General features: G+C 74.7%; 22 protein-coding genes. 14 read left to right on the top strand and 8 right to left on the bottom strand.

Annotated elements, in window-relative coordinates; all coding sequences use genetic code 11:
* Positions 1-67: 67 nt before the first annotated feature.
* Positions 68-358 (bottom strand): hypothetical protein, encoded by a 291-nt coding sequence (locus HL189_RS06120; RefSeq protein WP_369132820.1) that lies wholly within the window; start codon positions 356-358, stop codon positions 68-70.
* Positions 351-1,316 carry a PspC domain-containing protein gene (locus HL189_RS06115; RefSeq protein ID WP_369132819.1) on the bottom strand — a complete coding sequence of 322 codons (966 nt, stop codon included), beginning with the start codon at positions 1,314-1,316 and terminating at the stop codon, positions 351-353. Before HL189_RS06115 ends, HL189_RS06120 begins: the two co-directional genes overlap by 8 nt.
* Positions 1,317-1,451: 135 nt before the next feature.
* Between HL189_RS06115 and HL189_RS06110 the strand changes: the two genes are divergently transcribed.
* The 4 genes from HL189_RS06110 to HL189_RS06095 all read left to right on the top strand — a co-directional run bounded on the left by HL189_RS06110 (position 1,452) and on the right by HL189_RS06095 (position 5,103).
* Entirely contained in the window at positions 1,452-2,642 is a 1,191-nt protein-coding gene (locus HL189_RS06110; RefSeq protein ID WP_369132818.1) for a PspC domain-containing protein, read from the top strand.
* Positions 2,639-3,316, top strand: a complete 678-nt coding sequence (locus tag HL189_RS06105) for a response regulator (RefSeq protein ID WP_369132817.1) — start codon at positions 2,639-2,641, stop codon at positions 3,314-3,316. Before HL189_RS06110 ends, HL189_RS06105 begins: the two co-directional genes overlap by 4 nt.
* A 10-nt stretch (positions 3,317-3,326) precedes the next feature.
* The gene (locus tag HL189_RS06100) at positions 3,327-4,145 is read left to right on the top strand and encodes an alpha/beta hydrolase (protein ID WP_369132816.1); all 819 of its coding nucleotides are present in this window, start codon (positions 3,327-3,329) and stop codon (positions 4,143-4,145) included.
* Between the two features lie 196 nt (positions 4,146-4,341).
* Positions 4,342-5,103, top strand: a complete 762-nt coding sequence (locus tag HL189_RS06095; RefSeq protein ID WP_369132815.1) for a hypothetical protein — start codon at positions 4,342-4,344, stop codon at positions 5,101-5,103.
* 53 nt (positions 5,104-5,156) lie between these two features.
* Here HL189_RS06095 and HL189_RS06090 read toward each other — a convergent pair whose 3' ends face one another.
* From HL189_RS06090 to HL189_RS06075, 4 genes are all read right to left on the bottom strand, one after another.
* On the bottom strand, positions 5,157-5,891 hold the full coding sequence (locus tag HL189_RS06090) for a PIG-L deacetylase family protein (RefSeq protein ID WP_369133060.1): 735 nt from the start codon (positions 5,889-5,891) through the stop codon (positions 5,157-5,159).
* An 85-nt stretch (positions 5,892-5,976) separates the two neighbouring features.
* The gene (locus HL189_RS06085; RefSeq protein WP_369132814.1) at positions 5,977-6,876 is read right to left on the bottom strand and encodes an RNA polymerase sigma-70 factor; all 900 of its coding nucleotides are present in this window, start codon (positions 6,874-6,876) and stop codon (positions 5,977-5,979) included.
* Positions 6,873-7,439 (bottom strand): carboxymuconolactone decarboxylase family protein, encoded by a 567-nt coding sequence (locus tag HL189_RS06080; protein ID WP_369132813.1) that lies wholly within the window; start codon positions 7,437-7,439, stop codon positions 6,873-6,875. Before HL189_RS06080 ends, HL189_RS06085 begins: the two co-directional genes overlap by 4 nt.
* A gap of 64 nt (positions 7,440-7,503) precedes the next feature.
* Positions 7,504-7,788, bottom strand: coding sequence for a chorismate mutase (locus HL189_RS06075; RefSeq protein ID WP_369132812.1), 285 nt, complete (start codon positions 7,786-7,788; stop codon positions 7,504-7,506).
* A 264-nt stretch (positions 7,789-8,052) separates the two neighbouring features.
* Between HL189_RS06075 and pcrA the strand changes: the two genes are divergently transcribed.
* Entirely contained in the window at positions 8,053-10,344 is a 2,292-nt protein-coding gene (gene pcrA / locus HL189_RS06070) for a DNA helicase PcrA (RefSeq protein WP_369132811.1), read from the top strand.
* 23 nt (positions 10,345-10,367) lie between these two features.
* On the opposite strand, the gene HL189_RS06065 is transcribed toward pcrA, so the two are convergent.
* Both HL189_RS06065 and HL189_RS06060 read right to left on the bottom strand, forming a co-directional pair.
* Positions 10,368-11,441, bottom strand: coding sequence for a M23 family metallopeptidase (locus HL189_RS06065; RefSeq protein ID WP_369132810.1), 1,074 nt, complete (start codon positions 11,439-11,441; stop codon positions 10,368-10,370).
* 223 nt (positions 11,442-11,664) lie between these two features.
* Complete coding sequence (locus tag HL189_RS06060; RefSeq protein ID WP_369132809.1) at positions 11,665-12,477, bottom strand: esterase/lipase family protein; 813 nt, start codon at positions 12,475-12,477, stop codon at positions 11,665-11,667.
* A gap of 253 nt (positions 12,478-12,730) precedes the next feature.
* On the opposite strand from HL189_RS06060, the gene HL189_RS06055 reads away from it, so the two are divergent.
* From HL189_RS06055 to HL189_RS06015, 9 genes are all read left to right on the top strand, one after another.
* A complete protein-coding gene (locus tag HL189_RS06055) occupies positions 12,731-13,801 on the top strand; it encodes a hypothetical protein (protein ID WP_369132808.1) in 1,071 nt (356 codons plus the stop codon).
* A 46-nt stretch (positions 13,802-13,847) separates the two neighbouring features.
* A complete protein-coding gene (locus tag HL189_RS06050; protein ID WP_222269171.1) occupies positions 13,848-14,246 on the top strand; it encodes a cobalamin B12-binding domain-containing protein in 399 nt (132 codons plus the stop codon).
* Between the two features lie 108 nt (positions 14,247-14,354).
* On the top strand, positions 14,355-15,518 hold the full coding sequence (sucC, locus tag HL189_RS06045; protein ID WP_369132807.1) for an ADP-forming succinate--CoA ligase subunit beta: 1,164 nt from the start codon (positions 14,355-14,357) through the stop codon (positions 15,516-15,518).
* A 26-nt stretch (positions 15,519-15,544) separates the two neighbouring features.
* The gene (gene sucD, locus HL189_RS06040) at positions 15,545-16,423 is read left to right on the top strand and encodes a succinate--CoA ligase subunit alpha (protein WP_369132806.1); all 879 of its coding nucleotides are present in this window, start codon (positions 15,545-15,547) and stop codon (positions 16,421-16,423) included.
* Between the two features lie 174 nt (positions 16,424-16,597).
* Positions 16,598-17,224, top strand: coding sequence for a hypothetical protein (locus tag HL189_RS06035; protein WP_369132805.1), 627 nt, complete (start codon positions 16,598-16,600; stop codon positions 17,222-17,224).
* A 55-nt stretch (positions 17,225-17,279) separates the two neighbouring features.
* Entirely contained in the window at positions 17,280-18,476 is a 1,197-nt protein-coding gene (locus HL189_RS06030; RefSeq protein ID WP_369132804.1) for a DUF6350 family protein, read from the top strand.
* A gap of 49 nt (positions 18,477-18,525) precedes the next feature.
* A complete protein-coding gene (gene purN / locus HL189_RS06025) occupies positions 18,526-19,161 on the top strand; it encodes a phosphoribosylglycinamide formyltransferase (protein WP_369132803.1) in 636 nt (211 codons plus the stop codon).
* Positions 19,158-20,708, top strand: coding sequence for a bifunctional phosphoribosylaminoimidazolecarboxamide formyltransferase/IMP cyclohydrolase (purH, locus tag HL189_RS06020; RefSeq protein ID WP_369132802.1), 1,551 nt, complete (start codon positions 19,158-19,160; stop codon positions 20,706-20,708). The genes purN and purH overlap by 4 nt, the downstream gene beginning before the upstream one ends.
* Positions 20,708-21,340: a pentapeptide repeat-containing protein gene (locus HL189_RS06015; protein ID WP_369132801.1), complete on the top strand. Its 633-nt coding sequence runs from the start codon at positions 20,708-20,710 to the stop codon at positions 21,338-21,340. The genes purH and HL189_RS06015 overlap by 1 nt, the downstream gene beginning before the upstream one ends.
* The last annotated feature ends 6 nt before the right edge of the window (positions 21,341-21,346 follow it).

The raw sequence follows: 21,346 nt of genomic DNA, 5'->3' as shown, positions 1-21,346 counted from the left end.
GTTCCATCACGCCACGGGGCCCGGGGAGCGGTTGCTCCCCGGGCCCTTCCGCCTCGTCCTCCGTCGGTCAGCGCCGTCGGCGCGCCCGCCGGACCTCGGTCACCAGCAGGGCCACCCCGCCGGCCAGCAGCGCCAGCCAGACGAAGCCACCGTCCCAGAACCACCCGGCGGCCAGGTCCACCCCGGAGAGGGTCACGATGGCCAGCACGGTGAAGACGATCCCGGCGACCAGGGACGGCACGTCCCGCTGGCGACGGACCGGCGGCGGGGGTGTGGTCTCCGGCGTGGTGATCGGCTCCGGCCAGAGGTTCTCCTGCCAGCGGGTCGGCGTGGTCGGGAACTCGCTGTAGTCAGTCACGGGACACCTCCACGTCTCCGATGCCGTTGTGGATCGTGATGCGGAACTCGGCGCGGCCGTCGCCCACCCAGTTCCCGGACCCGGTGCCCAGGAAGAAGGCGCCGTCCTCGCTGATCCGCTCGTCCTCGAACTCGACCTCGCCGATGCCGCCCATCCCGCTCACGTGGACGTCGGCGTTCCGCGGGACGATGACGTCCACGTCACCGACACCGTGGCGGATCTCGGTCTCGATCGTGCGGGGCAGGTCGGACGGGTCGATCAGGGACAGGTCGATCTCCAGGTCGCCGACGCCACCCTCGTACACGTCGTGGACGGCCGCGGCGGTGGTCGGCTGGTAGAAGCGGTCACCGACATCCCCGCGGGGACCGTCGCTGAAGTCGGCGGTCGAGGCGATCATGGTCGCCAGGGAGAGGACGACGCCCAGCGCGATCAGCCCGCCCTTCGCGCCCCGGCCGGCCCCGGTGACCGCCGAGACGATCAGGCCGATGCCGACGACCAGCAGTGCGGTGCCGAAGAAGCCGCGGGGCCCGAGGTCCCAGTCGGTCAGCTGGGCGAGCAGCACGGCCGAGCCGAGCACGATGAGCAGCGACGCGAGGGTGACGCCCGGGACGGGGGACCGCGGTCCGCGGGGGGCTCGGGGCTCGACGGCCGTCGCGCCGGCGGGGACCGTCGACTGACCGACCGGGGCGGCCGGCATGAGCACCCACAGCAGCAGGTAGATGATCACGCCGCTGCCGCCGGCGAGGGTAAGCGCGATCACGCCGATCCGCCAGAGCAGGGCGTCGACGCCGGTGTACTCGGCGAGCCCGCCGGCGACACCGCCGATCACCTTGTCGGTGCGGCTGCGGCGCAGCTGGGGGCGGGGCTGCCACGGCTGCTGCGGGGAGGGCGGTGGCGGCCAGGAGGCCCCGGAGGGGTCGGCCGCCGGGGAGGCGGGGGGCGGAGGGGTCGAGGTCATGGCACAGAGCCTGCTGGGCGCAGCACCCCGGCGGTATCGGGGAACCACCTGAGCCGACCCTGAATCCCGCGGCACGCCCCGACTCGGGGTGACCACCGATGTGCACGGCCCGCTGCCGGTGACACGATCGACGGCGTGACCACCACAGCCCTGCCCGCGCCGCGGCCGCCGCTGGCGCGCCCACGCCGAGGCCGGGTGCTCGCCGGCGTCGCCGCCGGCACCGCCGCCCACCTGCGGGTGGACCCCATCGTCGTCCGCGTCGTCTTCGTCGCGATCGCCGTGTTCGGCGTCGGCGTCGTCGCCTACGCGCTGCTCTGGCTGACCATGCCCGTCTCCGACGCGGAGACCGACACGCTCGTCCCCGCGCGCACGCAGCTGACCAGCAAGCGGCAGCTGGTCGGGCTCGGGCTGCTGTCCGTCGTCGCCGTGGTGCTGCTCGGCCAGATGACCACCTGGGGCGGGGACGGCATCGTCCTGCCGCTCGTGCTGGCCGGCGCGGGCATCGCGGTCATCTGGCGGCAGTTCGACACCGACGTCGGCCTGCTGCGCGGCTCGGCCCGGTGGGGCCTGGCCGCCGGCATCGCCCTGGGCATCATCGGCGTGGTCCTGCTGCTGGCCACGACCGGCCAGCTGGCCAACGCCCGCAACGGCTTCACCGCCACCCTGGTCATCCTGGTCGGTGTCGCCCTGGCGACCGCCCCGGTGTGGCGGCGGCTGCTGGACCAGCGCGCCACCGAGCGCGCGGCGCGCATCCGCTCCGAGGAGCGTGCGGAGCTGGCCGCGCACCTGCACGACTCGGTGCTGCAGACCCTGGCGCTCATCCAGCGGCACGCCGACTCCCCGCACGTCGTGGGCCGGCTGGCCCGCAGCCAGGAGCGGGAGCTCCGTACCTGGCTGTACGACCCGACCGTCGCCGGCGGCGGTACCTGGGCCGGGCTGGTCGCCCGGCTGGTGTCCGAGGTCGAGGCCGACCACGAGGTCACCGTCGAGCAGGTGGTCGTCGGGGACGTGCCGGCGGACGACGCGGTGACCGCGCTGGCGCAGGCGACCCGGGAGGCGGTCGTCAACGCCGCCAAGCACTCCGGTGCCGGCAGCGTCTCGCTCTACAGCGAGGTGACGCCGGTGTCGGTGACCGTCTTCGTCCGGGACCGGGGGAGCGGCTTCGACCCGGGGACCGTGCCGCCGGACCGGCGCGGCCTGCGGGACTCCGTCACCGGCCGGCTCACCCGCATCGGCGGGACGGCGACGGTGCGTACGGCGCCGGGAGAGGGGACCGAGGTGGAGCTGTGCCTGCCGCGCGGCGAGCGGGCGGAGGTGACGGCGTGACCGCCCCGGCGACCGGGACCCGGCCGCGGGTCTTCCTCGTCGACGACCACGGGATGGTCCGCGCCGGCGTGCGCGCCGAGCTCGGCGACGAGGTGGAGGTGGTCGGGGAGGCCGCGGACGCACCGACCGCGGTGACCGGCATCCGAGCGGCCGCGCCCGACGTCGTCCTGCTCGACGTGCACCTGCCCGGCGGTGGCGGGCGCGCGGTGCTGGAGGCGCTGCGAGCCGAGCTGCCGGACACCCGCTGGCTGGCGCTGTCGGTCTCCGACGCCGCCGAGGACGTCATCGCCGTCATCCGGGCCGGCGCCCGCGGCTACGTGACCAAGACGATCTCCGGGCCCGACCTGCGCGACGCCGTCCGCCGGGTGGCCGAGGGCGACGTCGTCTTCAGCCCGCGGCTGGCCGGTTTCGTCCTGGACGCCTTCGCCGCCTCATCGACACCGGCTCCGGCGACCGACGACCCGGCCACCGACCCCGGGTTGGACCTCCTCTCGGCGCGGGAGCGCGAGGTCATGCAGCTGCTGGCCCGGGGCTACACGTACCGGGAGATCGGCGGGCGGCTGTTCATCTCGGTGAAGACCGTGGAGTCGCACGCCTCCAACGTGCTGCGCAAGCTGCAGCTGTCCAACCGCAACGAGCTCACCCGCTGGGCGGCCACCAACCGCCTCCTGTGAGGACGGCGGGGTGCGCCGGCGGGTGCTGGTCGCGGTCGCGGTCGTCGTCCTGGTGCCGGCGCTGGTGACCGGGCTGCTGTGGGCGCTGCAGCGCCGGCTGGTCTACCTGCCGCAGGGCGCGCCGGGGCCGGTCGCGGCCGCGCTGCCGGGCGCGGACGACGTCGTCCTGCGGACCGCGGACGGCCTGCAGCTGGCCGCCTGGCACGTCCCGGCGCCATCCCCGGACGCGCTGACGGTGCTCGTGGCCCCCGGCAACGGTGGGCACCGCGGCCTGCGTGCCCCGCTGGCCCGGGCGCTGGCGGAGGAGGGCCTGGGCGTGCTGCTCCTCGACTACCGCGGGTACGCGGGCAACCCGGGCAGCCCCAGCGAGGAGGGGCTCGCGCTGGACGTGCGCGCCGCCCGGTCATTCCTGCTCGAGGAGGCGGGGGTGCCGGCCGGGCGGCTGCTCTACCTCGGGGAGAGCCTGGGCGCCGGCGTGGTCACCGAGCTGGCCACCGAGCACCCGCCGGCCGGGCTCCTGCTGCGGTCGCCGTTCCAGGACCTGGCCGCCGTGGGCGCCGTCCACTACCCGTTCCTGCCGGTCCGGGCGCTGCTGCGCGACCGCTACCCGGTGGCCGAGCGGATCGCGCGGGTGCACGTGCCGACGACGGTGGTCTACGGCACCGCGGACAGGATCGTGCCGCCGGGACAGAGCCGCGCCGTCGCCGCGGCGGCCGCCGAGCTGCACCGGCTCGTCGCCGTCGAGGGTGCCGACCACAACGACCCGCCGCTGCTCGACGGACCGGAGCTGGTCGGCGCGGTGCGGGACCTGGCCGCCCGGGTCGGCTGACGGGCGTTCCCGCGGGAACGCCGCCGTCGTGACGTTCAGCCACAGATCACTACCGTCCGGTGCGGATCTTGGTTAGCCTGCCCTCACCCGGCGGGGCGGCGCGAGACGTTCGGTCCCGGACGCGCATCGCCGTCCCCGTCGGCGCAATGGTGCGACGGTGCGCCGTTGACCAGCTGGACCGACTGGGAGAAGGCGCATGAGCACTGCTGAGATCGTGGGCGCGGTCGACATCGAGGAGATCGCCGACTCGATGCGGCGCACCGGCTTCGGGCAGGTGGAGAACGCCATGCCGGCCGACGAGCTGCGATCACTGCAGGCCTTCGCCCGCGACGCGGTGCGGCGCAAGGGCGACGAGTCCGCGTACCTGGCCCCCGACGCGCTGGCCGGCACGGCGCTCGGCGAGCTGGCCCGCTCGCCCGAGCTGGACACCTTCCTCAGGCAGCTCCACGAGGCTGCTGCGCAGCGCCCGCCGGCTCCCGAGGAGCACATCTACGCCGGCCTGCGGTGCCTGTACGGGCGTACCGGTGCGGCCAGCTCGCTGCAGTACCACTTCGACAGCTACACCGTCACCGCGCTCGTGCCGATCGAGATCCCGACGTCCGGCAACCGGGGCGACTTCCTGTACTACCCGAACCTGCGCGAGGTCCGGCGCAGTGCCCTGGTGAACATCGCCGAGAAGGCGGCCTGCCAGAACGGCGTCACCCGGCGCGTCCTCGCGTCGCAGGCGTTCCGGAAGCGGATCCCGCCGCAGCGGCTGGAGCTCGTCCCCGGCAACCTGTACGTGTTCTGGGGCTACCGGACGCTGCACGGCAACGACATCTGCGACCCCGACCAGCTCCGGGCGACCGCCCTGTTCCACTTCGGTGACCCGCACCTGGGCGACCCGCTGGTCCAGCGGGTGCACCGCCGGGTCGAGCGCGCCGGGCGGACCAAGCAGCTCATCTCGCCGGGGGTCTAGCCCGGCACCCGGCCTCCGGCGGGCTGTGCGCCACCCCGCCGGAGGCCGGGCGGTCAGGCCGTGTGCACGACGTGGAAGACCTCGGCGAGCCGGCTCTCGGGCAGGCCGTGGGTGCGGGCGTTGCGCCGCATCCAGCCGGTCAGGAACTCCTCGAGCCGGTTCCCGGGCCAGTGGCCGACCTGGCTGACGTGCGACCGCAGCGCGGCCAGCTTCCGGTCCAGGACGTCGGTGACGTCGACCGCGTGGTCGGCGCGCGGGCTGCCGCTCAGCCACACCTCCGCCACCGTCCACTCCGCCAGGCCCTCGTCGGCCAGCAGCTCCGGGAAGGCGAAGGGGTTCCGGGCGTCGGGGTAGACGGCCCGGAGCGTCGACTCGCCGACGGTCATGTGGTCGGGGTGGCTGGCGCCGATCCGCTCCCAGTTCCGCTCGGGGGAGCTCGTGAGCACGCGCTGCGGCCGCACCCGCCGGATGACCCGGGCGATGTCGCGGCGCAGGTCCAGGGTGAGCTCCAGGCGACCGTCGGGGTGGCCGAGGAAGCGGACGTCGGACACCCCGACCTCCTTGGCCGCGGCCCGCTGCTCGGCCTGCCGCAGCGGCCCCATCTCCGCGCGCGGGGTCTCGTCGAAGCCGCCGGCGTCCCCGTCGGTGACGATGCAGTAGGTGACCTCCGTGCCGGCCGACGTCCAGGTGGCGACCGTGCCGGCGCTGCCGAAGTCGACGTCGTCGGGGTGGGCCAGCACGCACAGGGCGCGCTCGACGTGCTCGGCGGGGGCGGTGGGCAGCGGCATCACGCGCCGGAGCCTAGTGAAACGGCCCTCCTGCCCCCCGCCTGGAAGGACCGCGGCGGGACCCTGCCGGAGGGCCGACGGCGACTCACCTCCCCAGACCGGCCAGCTTGTCCGGGTTGCGCACCACGAGCACCTGGTCGACCCGCCCGTTCGCCACGGTCAGGCAGAGCGCCAGGTACGGCTCACCGCCGGCCCACGCGACGATCCCGGGCAGGCCGTTGACCTCGGCGACGTCCACCCGCATCCCGGGCAGCTCCAGCCCCGCGGCCGTGGTCGCCAGCAGGAAGCGGCACACCTTGTCGGTGCCGGTGATCGGCCGCAGTGCCGCCCGCGCCCGGCCCTCGCCGTCGGTCACCAGGACGACGTCCGGAGCGAGCAGCGCGACCAGCGCCTCGACGTCCCCGCCGGCGGCGGCCGCGAGGAACCGCTCGGTCACCTCCCGCTGGGTCCGCCGGTCGGTGGCGAACCGCGGCCGGCGCGCCTGCACGTGCTCGCGGGCCCGGTGCGCCTGCTGGCGGACGGCGGCCTCCGAGCGGCCGAGCGCGGCGGCAACCTCGGCGACCGGCAGGCCGAAGACCTCGCGGAGGACGAACACGGCCCGCTCCACGGGGGAGAGGGTTTCGAGGACGACGAGCAGCGCCATCGACACCTGCTCGCCCAGCTCCGCGGCCTCCTCGGGACCGCGGCCGGCCTCGTCGGTGAGCAGCGGCTCGGGGAGCCAGGGGCCGACGTAGGCCTCGCGGCGGCTCCGGGCCGCGGTGAGCCGGTCCAGCGCCAGGCGTGAGGCGGTCCGCACCAGGTAGGCCCGCGGGTCCGCGACGTCGTCCCGGTCCGCGGCGGACCAGCGGAGCCAGGCGTCCTGCACGACGTCCTCGGCGTCGGCGACGCTGCCCAGCATCTGGTAGGCGACGGTGAAGAGCAGCCGTCGGTGCCGGTCGAAGGCCGCGAGCCTCCCGTCCGGGACCGGCGGCCGGGCGGTGCTCACGAGGCGGGGGTGGTCGCGGCCGGGACCTCGCAGCGGTCGCGGAAGCCCTGGCTGGTCAGCCCGAGCGCGCTGTTGAACCGCGACCGCGAGTTCTCCACGGCGACCATCATCGTGAGCTCGACCAGCGCGGCGTCGCCGAGGTGCGCCCGCAGGCCGGCCACCATCTCGTCGGTCGCGGCGGGCGGGGTCGCGCTCACCGCCTCGGCGTACGCCAGCACCTGACGCTCCAGGTCGGTGAAGCGGTCGCTGTCCCGCCAGCGCGGGACGTCGCGCAGCTTGGCCGGGTCGGTGCCCTTGCCGGCGCTGATCCAGTAGCCGAAGTCGACGCACCACGAGCAGCCGACCGTGACCGCGGCAGCCATCACGGCGAGGTCCTTGAGCCCCGGGTCCAGCGTGTGCCACTTCTCCACCGACATCTCCTGGCGGACGGTGGTCAGCAGCACACGCGGGTTGTGGCCCATCGCGGCGGCCGGGGCGGCGACGGTCCCGAACCGGCGGCGGGAGTACCACTCGGTGAGCCGGTACAGCGGCGTGCGGGGCGGGTCCAGCGGGATGCGTGCCATGGCGGTCTCCTCCTCATCGGGTGCGTGCCCATGAGACGGAGCGGCGGCCCCGGACGTGACACCCCTACAGCCGGCCGCGGCCCTGGCGGAGCAGCATCATGCCGAGCGAGGCGCCGTCCGGGCCGAGCGCCGACCGGAAGCGGTCGAGCACCTGCCGCTCCCGGGACAGGCTCAGCCGCATGCCGCCGGAGGCGGCGCGCAGCGACCCGATCTGCTGGGAGATGGCCAGCCGGCGCTGGACCAGCTCGATGATCTGCGCGTCGCAGAGGTCGATCTGCTCGCGCAGCTCACCGATCCGGTCGGCGGCTGGGACGGCCTGGGCGGTGGCTCCAGTGGCGGTGGTGCTCATGGTCGTCGTCCTCCGGGGGTGAACAGGCCGTCCGGTCCCGGAGACGAGGAACGCCCCGGGCCATCGGGCCCGGGGCGTCGTGTTCGGTGGCTGCTCAGCCAGCGGGAACGGACACCGGAACCCGGTGGCCGTAGTAAAACTCGCGGTGGCTGAGCACGGCCCGAGTCTGACACGGGCGATCGGTCCTCCGCCACCCGCCACGCCCGTCCGGGCCGTCCCGTGCGTCCCGGGGCCGTCGGTCCCGCGGCTTACAGTGGCAGGGACATGAGCAGCCCCCAGCAGACCCTCCCCGGCACCGCCGCGCTGCCCCGGCACACCGCCGGCCAGCCCGGCCGCGCACTCGACCGGATGCTCGCCGGCCTCAACGGACCGCAGCGCGACGCGGTCGTGCACGAGGGCAGTCCCCTCCTGATCGTGGCGGGCGCGGGCTCGGGCAAGACGCGGGTGCTCACCCACCGCATCGCCTACCTGCTCGGCGCGCGCGGCGTGGAGCCCGGCGAGATCGTGGCGATCACCTTCACCAACAAGGCCGCCGGCGAGATGAAGGAGCGCGTCGCGTCCCTGGTCGGGCCGCGCGCCCGGGCCATGTGGGTGTCGACGTTCCACTCGATGTGCGTGCGCATCCTGCGCGCCGAGGCCGCGAAGCTCGGCATGAAGAGCTCGTTCACCATCTACGACCAGGGCGACTCGGTCCGGCTGATGACGATGGTCGCCCGCGACCTGGACCTCGACGCCAAGCGGTATCCCGGCCGCAGCCTGGCCAACCAGGTGTCGAACCTGAAGAACGAGCTGGTCGACGAGGAGTCCTACGTCCCGCAGACGGCGCCGGAGAAGGTGCTGGCCGAGGCGTACAGGCTCTACCAGCGGCGGCTGCGCGAGGCGCACGCCATGGACTTCGACGACCTGATTATGACCACGGTGCACCTGCTGCAGGCGTTCCCGGACGTCGCCGAGCACTACCGCCGGCGGTTCCGGCACGTGCTGGTCGACGAGTACCAGGACACCAACCACGCGCAGTACGTGCTGGTGCGCGAGCTGGTCGGCACCGGCGCGGGCCCGGTCCCGCCGGCGGAGCTGTGCGTCGTCGGGGACGCGGACCAGTCCATCTACGCGTTCCGCGGCGCCACGATCCGCAACATCGACGAGTTCGAGCGCGACTACCCCGAGGCGACGACGATCGTCCTGGAGCAGAACTACCGCTCCACCCAGCGCATCCTCAAGGCCGCCAACACGGTCATCGCCAAGAACACCTCGCGCCGCCCGAAGAACCTGTGGTCCGACGCCGGCGACGGCGAGCTGATCGAGGGCTACGTCGCGGACAACGAGCACGACGAGGCCGCCTGGGTCGCGGAGCAGATCGACGCGCTCACGGACGAGGGCAGGGCCCGCCCCGCGGACATCGCGGTCTTCTACCGCACCAACAACGCCTCCCGGGTGTTCGAGGAGGTGTTCATCCGGGTCGGCATGCCGTACAAGGTCGTCGGCGGGGTGCGCTTCTACGAGCGCAAGGAGGTCCGCGACGCGCTGGCCTACCTCAAGGTGGTCGCCAACCCCGCGGACGTGGTCAGCCTGCGACGGGTCATCAACACCCCCAAGCGCGGCATCGGCGAGCGTGCCGAGGCCTGCATCGAGCAGTTCGCCGACCGGGAGCGGATCGCCTTCGCGTCCGCGCTGCGCCGGTGCTCCGAGGTCACCACCCTCGCCACCCGGTCGCTCAAGGCGATCCAGGAGTTCGTGGCGCTGCTCGAGGAGTTCGAGCAGCTCGTCGAGACCGGCTCGGGGCCGGCCGCGCTGCTGGAGAGCATCCTCGACCGCACCGGCTACCTGGCGGAGCTCTCGGCCAGCACCGACCCGCAGGACGAGGGCCGCGTCGACAACCTCAACGAGCTGGTCTCCGTCGCCGCCGAGTTCGAGGCGGCCACCCCCGGCGGCTCGGTCACCGACTTCCTCGAGCAGGTGTCGCTGGTGGCCGACGCCGACCAGATCCCGGTCACCGGGGACGACGCCGGCGTGGTGACGCTGATGACCCTGCACACGGCCAAGGGACTGGAGTTCCCGGTCGTCTTCCTGACCGGGCTGGAGGACGGCGTCTTCCCGCACATGCGGGCGCTCGGCGACCCCCGTGAGCTGGAGGAGGAGCGCCGGCTTGCCTACGTCGGGATCACCCGCGCGCAGCAGCGGCTCTTCCTCTCCCGGGCCACGGTGCGCACCAGCTGGGGGCAGCCGGCCTACAACCCGCCGTCCCGCTTCCTCGACGAGCTGCCGGCCGACACCGTGCACTGGGCGCGCACCGAGGCGGCACCGACGGCGCCGATGGGCTCCGCGCAGGCGCGGGTGGCCGCCACCGGGCTGTCCACCGGCGGGCTGCGCGGGGGCGGGTCGAAGCGGCCGGCGATCAGCGTCGAGGTCGGCGACCGGGTGAGCCACGACGCCTTCGGGCTGGGCACGGTCGTCGAGGTGAACGGGATCGGCGACAAGGCGCAGGCCACGGTCGACTTCGGCTCCGGGGGCACCAAGCGGCTCGTCCTGCGGTACGCGCCCCTCGTGAAGCTGTAGCGGCAACCACTCCCGGGCCGGGATCAGCCGAGCGGCACGCCGCGCTGGGCCAGCCACTCCTGCGGGTCGATCGGGTCGCCGTTCAGCCCGCCCTCGTGGATCTCGAAGTGCAGGTGGGGGCCGGTCGACTGGCCCTGGTTGCCGACCTTGGCGATGAGGTCGCCGGCGGAGACGACGTCCCCGGCCTCGACGAACATGTGGCGCATGTGCCCGTAGATCTGCACGTTGCCGTCGGCGTCCTGGATGTAGACCGCGTAGCCGTAGCCCGAGGCCGGACCGGCGCGCAGGACGACGCCGTCCGCGGCGGCGAGGATCGGGGTGCCCAGCGGCGCGGCCAGGTCGAGGCCCCAGTGCATGGTGCCCCAGCGCATGCAGAAGCAGGTGGTGAGCCGGCCGACGGTGGGGACGACGAAGTCCGGCTCGCGGGCGGCCCGGGAGGCGGCGATCTCGTTGAGCCGCGCCTGCGCCTCGGCCTGGCTGATCACGCCCCGGGCGTCGCCGACGCCCCCGGCGAAGCTGCTGTCGGAGACGCCGAGTCCGTAGTCCTGGGCGGAGGCGACGGGGGCCGGTTCGCTGCCCACCCCACCGAGCAGGGCGGTCATCAGCGCACCCAGGACGGCGACCACGACCAGCACCGGGGCGCGGCGGCCGGGCGGGCGGCGGCGCGCGGTGCGGGGTGCGGCGGCGGTGGCGGTGGCGGTGGCGGCGGGTGCAGGAGCGGGTGCGGGAGCAGGAGCGGGTGCGGCGGACTCCCGGGCCGCCCGGCGCAGTCGCCGGCGGGCGGAGCGCGTGACCCGGGGGGCGTCCTCGTCGCCGTCCTCGGTGTCCGCGGGGTCCTCGTCCGCACGGCCCTCGTCCGCGGGGTCCTCGTCCGCACGGTCCCCGTCCGCGAGGTCGACGTCCGCGAGGTCCGCGTCCGGGGCCTCCGCGGCGGGCACGTCCTCGTCGGCGTCCTCCCGGGCCTGGGTGGCGGCCCACTCGCCGTCCCAGTCGCCGTCCCAGTCCGCCGCCCAGCCGTCCTCGGAGCCGGCGGCGAGGAGCGACCGCAGGTCGCCCTCGGACCGGGAACGGCCCACGTGCTCACGCAGTCGAGACAAGGGGAACACCTTCCGGGTGCCGCACGGGAGGAGCCGTGTGGTGGTGCAGGAGCACCGGTCGGCCACGGGAGCAGCGCCGGTGCTATCGCGCGTCGACCACGGTCAGTAGTTGCACCGTTGTCGTTCGCGGACGCTAACCGCGCTCCCGAAGTGGTTCAACGACCTGTCGACATGTGTCTCGATCGGTTGCGATCAGTGACGACTCGCGTCACACACGCCCCACTCAGGCGACGGACGTCGTCACTTCTGTCCAACTCCGACGGCGTCCGGCGAGTGTTGCTGCCACCTCGTCGAGCACGCCGCGGTGGATCGGCAACGACATGTGCCCGACGCCCCGGACGAGCACGTTGCGCGCCTGCAGGTCCGGGTGGTCACAGCGCCCGGCCGCCGACGGGACCACCACCTGGTCCAGGTCGCTGTAGACGGCGGTGACCTCGGTGCGGCAGCCGGACGCCGGCCGTTCGAGCTCCCGCAGCAGCGGTGAACCGGGACGCAGCTGGCGCCCGACCGGGATCGGCAGCGCGTGCGCCCACCGGCTGCCGGCGTGCGGGGTCCCGAGCGTCACGAGCCGGTCCACCCGGGCATCACCGCCCAGCCGCTGCACCAGGTACCGCGCGACCAGACCGCCGAGGCTGTGCCCGACCACGTGCACCCGGTCGTGCCCGGTCTCCTCGCACACCCGCTCGACGTGCCGGCCCAGGGTGGCCGCGGTGCTCTCCACGTCGCGCAGGCGCGGGCTGTAGTTCCACGAGCACACCTGGGCGAAGCCGCGGCGGCGCAGGCTGCGGCGCATCACCGCGAAGATCGAACGGTTGTCGACCAGGCCGTGGACCAGCAGCACCGGGATGCGGGCGCCCAGCGGGTCGTCGGCGAACAGCGCCCGGACCACCGGGGGCTGCAGGCCGGGCCGGAACCGGGAGTCCGGGCGGAGCGGCTCCGCCCGGGTGCCCAGCGGCCACAGCAGGGCGTGCGCGCCCACCCAGGCGAGCTCGGTCAGGCCGCCGGTCACCAGGGTGGGGGACAGCAGGGAGCGCACGGCGCCGACCGGTCCGTCCGGTACGTCGCTGCCCGCCGGAGCCCTCGGCGCATGCCACGCTGGGGACGAGAGCAGGTGTGTGGTCGCCACGCCGGTCTGTCTCCTGTCCGCCTCGGCACCGCGCCGGGCGGCGCAGCGTGCACACCTGGTGTGCTCCGCCCGCGGACCGTGATGCCCTGTTGTGCTTTACGTCACACATCGAACACGCGACACGACGACCCACCGTGATCGACCGACAAGAGGAGGGGGCGCTGTGCCCGCCGGTGATCGAGCGCGCCTCCGGAACGACCGGGGAGGGTCCTCGTCGGCCACCCGCGCGGCCGGCGCCCGGGGGAACCGCCGGCCCGCCAACGACACCCGCCGTCCGGGTCCGGCTGCCCCGGCCACCGACGACCTGGTCGTCGGCCGCGTGCCGGGTGCGGCCCGGGCCGCCGGTCTGCTGCTCGTCCTGGCGGCCCTCGTCGGTGCCGTGGCGCCCTTCCCCACGTACCTCGTGGTCGGCGGCGAGGCCGTCACGCCGGTCACCGGGCCGGTGGACGCGCTCGTCGCGCTGGTCGCGCCGCTGGCGACCCTCGCCGTCGGCCTCACCCTGGCCCTCGGCCGGGTGCCGCGCCTGGGCCTGGCCTACGCCGCGGTCCTCGGCTCGCTGGCCGTCGGGCGCCTGCTCATCGAGGTCTACCAGGGGCACGGGTCGACCGATCGGCCCGGCGTGGACGTGCTCGCCGGGGAGCGGGTGCTCACCAGTTCGGTGGACACCGGTCCCGGCTGGGCGCTCGGGCTGGCCGCGCTGGGACTGACCGTCCTGGCAGGTGGCGTCGCGCTGGTCGCCTGGGGGCGCACGGTGATGGAGGACGGCGGGACGCTGGACCCGCTGCGCCCGGCGCTGGCCGGGGCGATGGTCCTGCTCGGGGTCGTGGCCGTGCTGTGCCTGGCGTCCCCGGCGGCCGACGTCCCCGACGAGGTGGTCACCGACCCGACCACCGGGCTGGAGACGGTGGTGACCGTCGAGGGGCCGCAGGCGCTGCTGGAGCGTCCCGGGTTGGCCCTGCTGGGCGGGCTGCTCCTGGCCGGGACCCTGCTGCTCTGCTCGGTGACCGCCCCCTCGCTGCGGCCGCGGCTGGGCGCGGTGGGCGGGCTGCTGGGGATCGCGGTGTTCCTGCTCTCCGCCGGGCTGACCGGCCTGCGGGACGCCGGCCACGGCCCGGACGTCGAGTGGACCGTGCCGGGCGCCGGCCTGCTGGCCACCGGGGTCGGCGCCCTCGGGCTGACGGTGCTGGCGTGGCGGTGGCCGGGCCGCCGTCCCGCCCCGTCCGACACGGCCTGACCCGCGGCGGGTGACCCGCGCCACACCCGCGTCCTAGAGTCCGCCTGTGGCTACCGAACGGATCCGCGTGGTGATCGCCAAGCCCGGCCTCGACGGGCACGACCGGGGCGCGAAGGTGGTCGCCCGCGCGCTGCGGGACGCCGGCATGGAGGTCGTCTACACCGGGCTGCACCAGACGCCCGAGCAGATCGTGGAGACCGTCGTCCAGGAGGACGCCGACGCGGTCGGGCTGTCGGTGCTGTCCGGAGCGCACATGACGCTGTTCGCCCGGCTCACCGAGCTGCTCCGCGAGCGGGAGGCCGACGACGTCGTCGTCTTCGGCGGCGGGATCATCCCGGACGCCGACCGCGAGGAGCTCTCCCGCATGGGGGTGGCCGAGGTGTTCACGCCGGGGGCCAGCACCGAGGACATCGTGGCGTGGGTGCGGGAGCACGTGGGCACGTGAGGGCGGCCTGCGGGGCCATCTGCCACCCAGCGGAAGAGACGTGTGCCCCGTCCTGCAGGGGTGGACCGAGGGCGCGGGCCACGGGCGGGCGGGCTACGGTGACTGCTCGTGGATCTCTTCGAGTACCAGGCCCGTGACCTGTTGGCCTCGCACGGTGTGCCCGTGCTCCCCGGTGGGGTCGCCGAGACACCCGAGCAGGCAGAGGCGATCGCCCGGGAGATCGCTGCGCCCGTCGTCGTCAAGGCGCAGGTGAAGACCGGTGGCCGCGGCAAGGCCGGCGGGGTCAAGCTCGCCGACGACCCCGAGAGCGCCCGCGCTCGCGCCCAGGACATCCTCGGGCTGGACATCAAGGGCCACATCACGCACCGCGTGATGGTCGCCCAGGCCAGCGACATCGCCGAGGAGTACTACTTCTCCTACCTGCTCGACCGGTCCAACCGCACGTTCCTGGCGATGGCCTCGGTCGAGGGCGGCGTGGAGATCGAGCAGCTGGCCGTCGAGCGCCCGGAGGCGCTCGCCCGCATCCCGATCGAGGCCACGGTCGGCGTGGACGAGCAGAAGGCCGCCGAGATCGCCGACGCGGCCGGCTTCCCCGCCGAGGTGCGCGACCAGGTGATCGCCATCGCCGTGCAGCTGTGGGACGTCTTCGCCAAGGAGGACGCCACGCTGGTCGAGGTGAACCCGCTGGCCAAGACGCCCGACGGCACCGTGCTCGCGCTGGACGCGAAGGTGACCCTCGACGAGAACGCCGGGTTCCGGCACACCGAGCACGCCGCCCTCGAGGACGCCGCCTCCGCCAACCCGCTGGAGGCCGCGGCCAAGGAGAAGGACCTCAACTACGTCAAGCTCGACGGCGAGGTCGGGATCATCGGCAACGGCGCCGGCCTGGTCATGAGCACCCTGGACGTCGTGGCCTACGCCGGTGAGGAGTTCGGCGGTGTCAAGCCGGCCAACTTCCTGGACATCGGTGGTGGCGCGTCCGCCGAGGTCATGGCCAACGGGCTGCACATCATCCTGTCCGACCCCGCCGTGAAGAGCGTCTTCGTCAACGTCTTCGGTGGGATCACCGCCTGTGACGCCGTCGCGAACGGCATCGTCTCCGCGTTGGGCCTGCTCGGCGACGAGGCCACCAAGCCGCTGGTCGTGCGCCTGGACGGCAACAACGTGGAGGAGGGCCGGCGGATCCTCGCCGAGGCCGACCACCCCCTGGTGACCGTGGTCGACACCATGGACGGCGCCGCTCGCCGTGCCGCCGAGCTCGCCGCCGCCTGAAGCCCTAGCGAACAGGACCTGTAGAGATGTCGATCTTCCTCAACGAGAACAGCAAGGTCATCGTCCAGGGCATGACCGGCTCCGAGGGGCGCAAGCACACCCAGCGGATGCTCGCCTCCGGCACCGCGGTCGTGGGCGGCGTCAACCCCCGGAAGGCCGGGGAGACCGTCGACTTCGACGGCGCGGACGTGCCGGTGTTCGGCAGCGTCGCCGACGCCATGAAGGAGACCGGCGCCGACGTCAGCGTCATCTTCGTGCCCCCGCCGTTCGCCAAGGGCGCGGTCATCGAGGCCGTCGACGCCCAGATCGGGCTCGCGGTCGTGATCACCGAGGGCATCCCGGTGCACGACTCGACGTACGCCTGGGCGCACGCCCAGGGCGGCACGACCCGGATCATCGGCCCGAACTGCCCCGGTCTGATCAGCCCCGGGAAGTCCAACGCCGGCATCATCCCGGCGGACATCACCCAGGCGGGGAAGATCGGGCTGGTCAGCAAGAGCGGCACGCTGACCTACCAGATGATGTACGAGCTGCGGGACATCGGCTTCTCCACGGCCGTGGGCATCGGCGGCGACCCGGTCGTCGGCACCACGCACATCGACTGCCTGCAGGCCTTCCAGGACGACCCGGAGACCGAGGCCATCGTGATGATCGGTGAGATCGGTGGCGACGCCGAGGAGCGCGCCGCGGACTTCATCCAGAGCAACGTCACCAAGCCGGTCGTGGGCTACGTCGCGGGCTTCACCGCGCCGGAGGGCAAGACCATGGGCCACGCCGGTGCGATCGTCTCCGGCTCGGCCGGCACCGCCGCGGCCAAGCAGGAGGCACTCGAGGCCGCGGGTGTCCGGGTGGGGAAGACGCCGTCGGAGACCGCCCGGATCATGCGGGAGATCGTCGGAGGCTGAAGAAGGACCCCCGTTCCCCCCACGCTTCGCGAGCTCAGCGCGGGACCCTGAACGGGGGCCGTTCCAGTGCCTCACTGCTGCCCGGCGCCTCGTCCCCGAGGCGCCGGGCAGTTCGCGTCCCCAGCGGCTGCCGAGGGGCACGATGGAGGGGACACCCCCGGGACGAGGAGCAGCATGACGGCCAGTGGCCCCGGACCGACGCCGGCGCATCGCTCCCCGCTGCGGTTCGACCGGTCCAGGCTGACGCTCGTCGACGTCGCCGTGGCCGTCGGGGCGGCCCTGTACGTGGTGTGCCTGAGCGTGCCGTGGTTCCGCTACGACGGCTACGACCTCGGGTTCGGCTACCGGAGCGCGAGCTACTCGGTGAACGGGTTCGTGTCCGGGCTGCTCACCGTCGGGGCGGTCCTGGTCGTCGCCGCCGCGGCCTGGGCGTTGCTGCCGGCGCTCGCCGACGTCCGGGTGCCCTTCCCGCGGGCCACGGTCACCGTGGGGCTGGCCGCGCTCACCTTCCTGCTCACCGTCGTCGAGTGGCTGACCACGTTCGACGTCGGCTTCACCCTCGCCGGACTCCTCGCCGTCCTCACGTCGGCGGCCGTGGTGGGCCTCGCCGTCCTGCGGGTGCTGCCGGAGCTCCGCGTCGGGCCGGCGCTGCCCGAGTTCCCGGGAACGGCACCGCCGGACCAGCCGGCCGGACCGGGGGTCCACCCCTGGCCGGGGCACGACGATGCGCCCCGGTACGGCGGCAGCTGGCAGCCGCCGCAGTCCGGACCCGGCCCGTCCCGCCGTCCCCCGCAGCCGTGACGTCGCCCGGCGCGTGCGCCGGACCTCCGCCGGGAGTGCTTGCGAGAGTGAGGGGATGACCTCCGTGCTCAGTCGCCCGTCCGCCCGCGGGCCACAGGAGGGGGGCGGACGGCGGGGCCCGGCGACCGGCTGGCTCGCCGCCGGCACCGCCCTGGCCGTGCCGGTCGTCGGCCTGCTCGTGCTCGGGCTGGCGCTGGTCGTCGTGCAGACCCTCGACCCGGACGGCGGGCTGCCGGTCGGTTCCTCGGCGCGGCTGGCCGGGCAGCTGTGGCTGCTGGCGCAGGGCGCCGAGCTGGGCCTCGCCACCGGCCCGCTGCGCATCGCGCCGCTGCTGCTCACCCTCGGCGTCGCCTGGGGGCTGAGCCACGCGGCCGGCGGGGTCACCGCGCTCCGCGGGATCGCCTCGGCGCGGGGGTCCGCGGCCGTCCTGGCCGTCGTCACTGCCGTGCACGCGGCGACCACCGCGCTGCTGGTCCTGGCGGTGCGCACCGAGCAGCTCCCGGTCGGGCTGCTGCGCCCCGTGCTCGGGGCGGTGGTGCTGGCCGTCGTCGCCGGCGGGCTCGGCGTGCTGCGCGACTCGCCGGTCGGCGACGTCCTCGCCGACCGGTTCCCCGGCCCGGGCCGGGCGCTCTGGCGGGCGGTGACCGCCGGCGGCCTGGTGCTCGCCGCCTGCTGCACGGCGGTGGTCGCGCTGGCGCTGGCCGGGGACGTCGACGGCGTGGCCCGGCTGGTCACCGGCCTCGGCGGGGCCAGCGCCGGGGCCGCCGGTCTGATCGGGCTCAGCCTGCTCCTGCTCCCGAACGCCGCCGCAGCGGTGGCGGGGCTCGCCGCCGGCCCCGGGTTCGCCGTCGGCGCGGGGACCTTCGTCTCGACCGGCGGCGTGACCCTGGGCAGCGTGCCAGCACTGCCGCTGATGGCCGCGCTCCCGGACACCCAGGCGGTGCCGCTGCTCGCCTTCGTGTCCCAGGCGCTGCCGGTGCTCGCCGGCCTGGCGGCGGGGACCGTGCTGGGCCGGCGGCTGGACGACGAGGACGGCGGCGCGGTCACCGCGGCGCTGTGGGGGATCGTCGCCGGGCTGGGCGTCGGCGTGGTCACCGGCCTGTGGGTGCTCGTCGCGGGTGGGCAGCTCGGGGACGCCGCGCTCGCCGAGGTGGGCGCCCCGGCGCTGGCCACGGGGCTCGCGGTCGCGGCGCAGGCCGGGATCGCCGCCGCGCTCGCCGCCGCGGTGTCCCGGTGGCGGTCCCGCGGCTGACGCCCCCGCGCGGATCGGCTGCCGGACGGCGTTGGCTAGATTCGGTGACGTGCCCGCCGACGCGACCACCGGCCCGCGGCCCCGGGTCGTGGTGCTCCTCTCCGGCGTCGGCTCGCTGTGCGCCGCCCTGCTCGACGTGGCGGACCGGCCCGGTTCCCCGTTCGACGTCGTCGCCGTCGGCGCCGACCGTCCCGACGCCGCCGGCCTCGCCGCCTCCCGCGGGCGCGGCGTGCCCACCTTCGTCTGCGTCCTGCGCGACCACCCCGACCGGGCCGCCTGGGACCGGGCGCTGGCCGCCGAGCTCACCGCCCTCACCCCCGACTGGGTGGTCACCGCCGGGTTCATGAAGATCCTCGGGCCGGCCGTGCTGGGCGCCTTCCCCGGCCGGATCGTCAACAGCCACCCCGCGCTGCTGCCCGCGTTCCCGGGCGCCCACGCGGTGCGGGACGCGCTCGCCGCCGGCGTCGACACGACCGGGACGACGGTGCACCTGGTGGACGCCGGCGTGGACACCGGCCCCGTGCTCGCCCAGCGGGCGGTACCGGTGCTGCCCGGGGACGACGAGGCGCGCCTGCACGAGCGGATCAAGACCGTGGAGCGCGAGCTCCTGGTGCAGACGGTGGTCGCCCTGGCCGCCGGTGTGCCGCTTCCGACCTCCATCCCGACCGAGGAGAGCCACAGATGAGCGACCGCATCCCCGTCCGCCGGGCCCTGCTCGGTGTGTACGACAAGACCGGGGTGGAGGAGCTGGCCCGCGGCCTGGCCGAGTCGGGGGTCGAGCTGGTCAGCACCGGCGCGACCGCCGCCCGCATCGCCGCCGCGGGGGTCGCCGTCACCCCGGTCGAGCAGGTCACCGGCTTCCCCGAGTGCCTGGACGGGCGGGTCAAGACGCTGCACCCCGCCGTGCACGCCGGCATCCTGGCCGACCGCCGCCGGCCCGAGCACGCGCAGCAGCTCGAGGAGCTGGACATCGCGCCGTTCGACCTGGTCGTGGTGAACCTCTACCCGTTCAGCGAGACGGTCGCCTCCGGCGCCTCCCCCGACGAGTGCGTCGAGCAGATCGACATCGGTGGCCCGGCGATGGTGCGCGCGGCGGCGAAGAACCACCCGTCGGTCGCCGTCGTGGTCGACCCCGACCGGTACGAGGAGGTCCTGGCCGCCGTCGCCGCCGGGGGGTTCACCCTGGCCGACCGGCAGCAGCTGGCCGCCGAGGCGTTCCGGCACACCGCGGCGTACGACGTCGCCGTCGCCTCGTGGATGGGCAACGTGCTGGTCCCCGACGACCGGAGCGGCTTCCCGTTCTGGGTCGGCGGCAGCTGGGAGCGCGCCGACGTGCTGCGCTACGGCGAGAACCCGCACCAGGGCGCGGCGCTGTACCGCAGCGGGCAGCCGGGTCTCGCCGACGCCGACCAGCTGCACGGCAAGCAGATGTCCTACAACAACTACGTCGACACCGACGCCGCGTGGCGGGCCGCGCACGACCACGCCGACCCGTGCGTGGCGATCATCAAGCACGCCAACCCGTGCGGCATCGCGGTCGGGTCGGACATCGCCGCGGCGCACCGCAAGGCGCACGCCTGCGACCCGGTGTCGGCGTTCGGCGGCGTGATCGCGGCCAACCGCGAGATCGACCTCACCCTGGCCGAGCAGATCTCGGAGGTGTTCACCGAGGTCGTCGTCGCCCCGTCGTTCACCGAGGACGCGCTGGGCGTGCTGACGCAGAAGAAGAACCTACGGCTGCTGCGGATGCCCGACGTCCCGCGGCTGACCGTGGAGATGCGACCGGTCAGCGGCGGCCTGCTGCTGCAGACCGCCGACCGGATCGACGCTGCCGGCGACGACCCGACCGCCTGGAAGCTGGCCACCGGTCAGCCGGTGGACGCCGCGGCGCTCGACGACCTGGTCTTCGCCTGGCGCGCGGTGCGCGCGGTGAAGAGCAACGCGATCCTGCTGGCCGCGGACCGGGCGACCGTGGGGGTGGGCATGGGGCAGGTCAACCGGGTGGACTCCGCCCGGCTGGCCACCGCCCGGGCGGGGGAGCGGGCCGCTGGGGCGGTGGCCGCCTCCGACGCGTTCTTCCCCTTCGCCGACGGGCTGCAGGTGCTGCTGGACGCCGGGGTGCGCGCCGTGGTGCAGCCCGGCGGCTCGGTCCGGGACGACGAGGCCATCGCCGCGGCGGAGGCCGCGGGCGTCACCATGTACTTCACCGGCACCCGGCACTTCGCCCACTGATGCGCGGCGCGCGACCACAGCTGGAGCCACCCGAGCCGGACACCGAATGGGAGGGCGAGGACCTCGCCGGGGTCGACTGGGACCACGCCCTGCTCGAGCGGGTCACCTTCGTCGAGTGCCGGTTCGACGACGCGTCGCTGGCCGAGCTGGTCACCCGACGGTGCGTGTTCGAGCGGTGCGTGCTCACCGGGGTGGCGATGAGCGGGTCCCGGCACGAGGGGTCGGCGTTCCTCTCCTGCCGGTTCGACCGGGCGAGGCTGTTCGACGTGACGTGGACCGGGTGCAAGCTCACCGGCTCGCAGTTCCCCGGCGCGACGCTCCGGCCGATGACGACGACCGAGAGCGACTGGAGCTACACCTCGCTGCGCGGGGCGGACCTCTCCGGTCTGGTCCTCTCGGGGGTGCGGCTGGCCGAGGCCGATCTGGTCGACGCGGACCTGCGCGACTGCGACCTCACCCGCGCTGACTTGAAGCACGCCCGCGTGCAGGGCGCCAAGCTGCGCGGCGCGGACCTGCGCGGCGCGGAGACCGACGGGATCGACTGGCGGGCGCTCGACCTCGACGGCGTCCGGCTGGACCTGGGCCATGCCGTTCGGTTCGCCCACGCCCACGGCGCCCTGGTGGCCGACTAGTCCGGG

Source organism: Modestobacter sp. I12A-02662 (assembly GCF_041028325.1).
In the GTDB taxonomy this organism is placed as follows: Bacteria; Actinomycetota; Actinomycetes; order Mycobacteriales; family Geodermatophilaceae; genus Modestobacter.
Note: the sequence above shows the minus strand (reverse complement) of the source record. Positions and strands in the feature narration are given on the sequence as shown.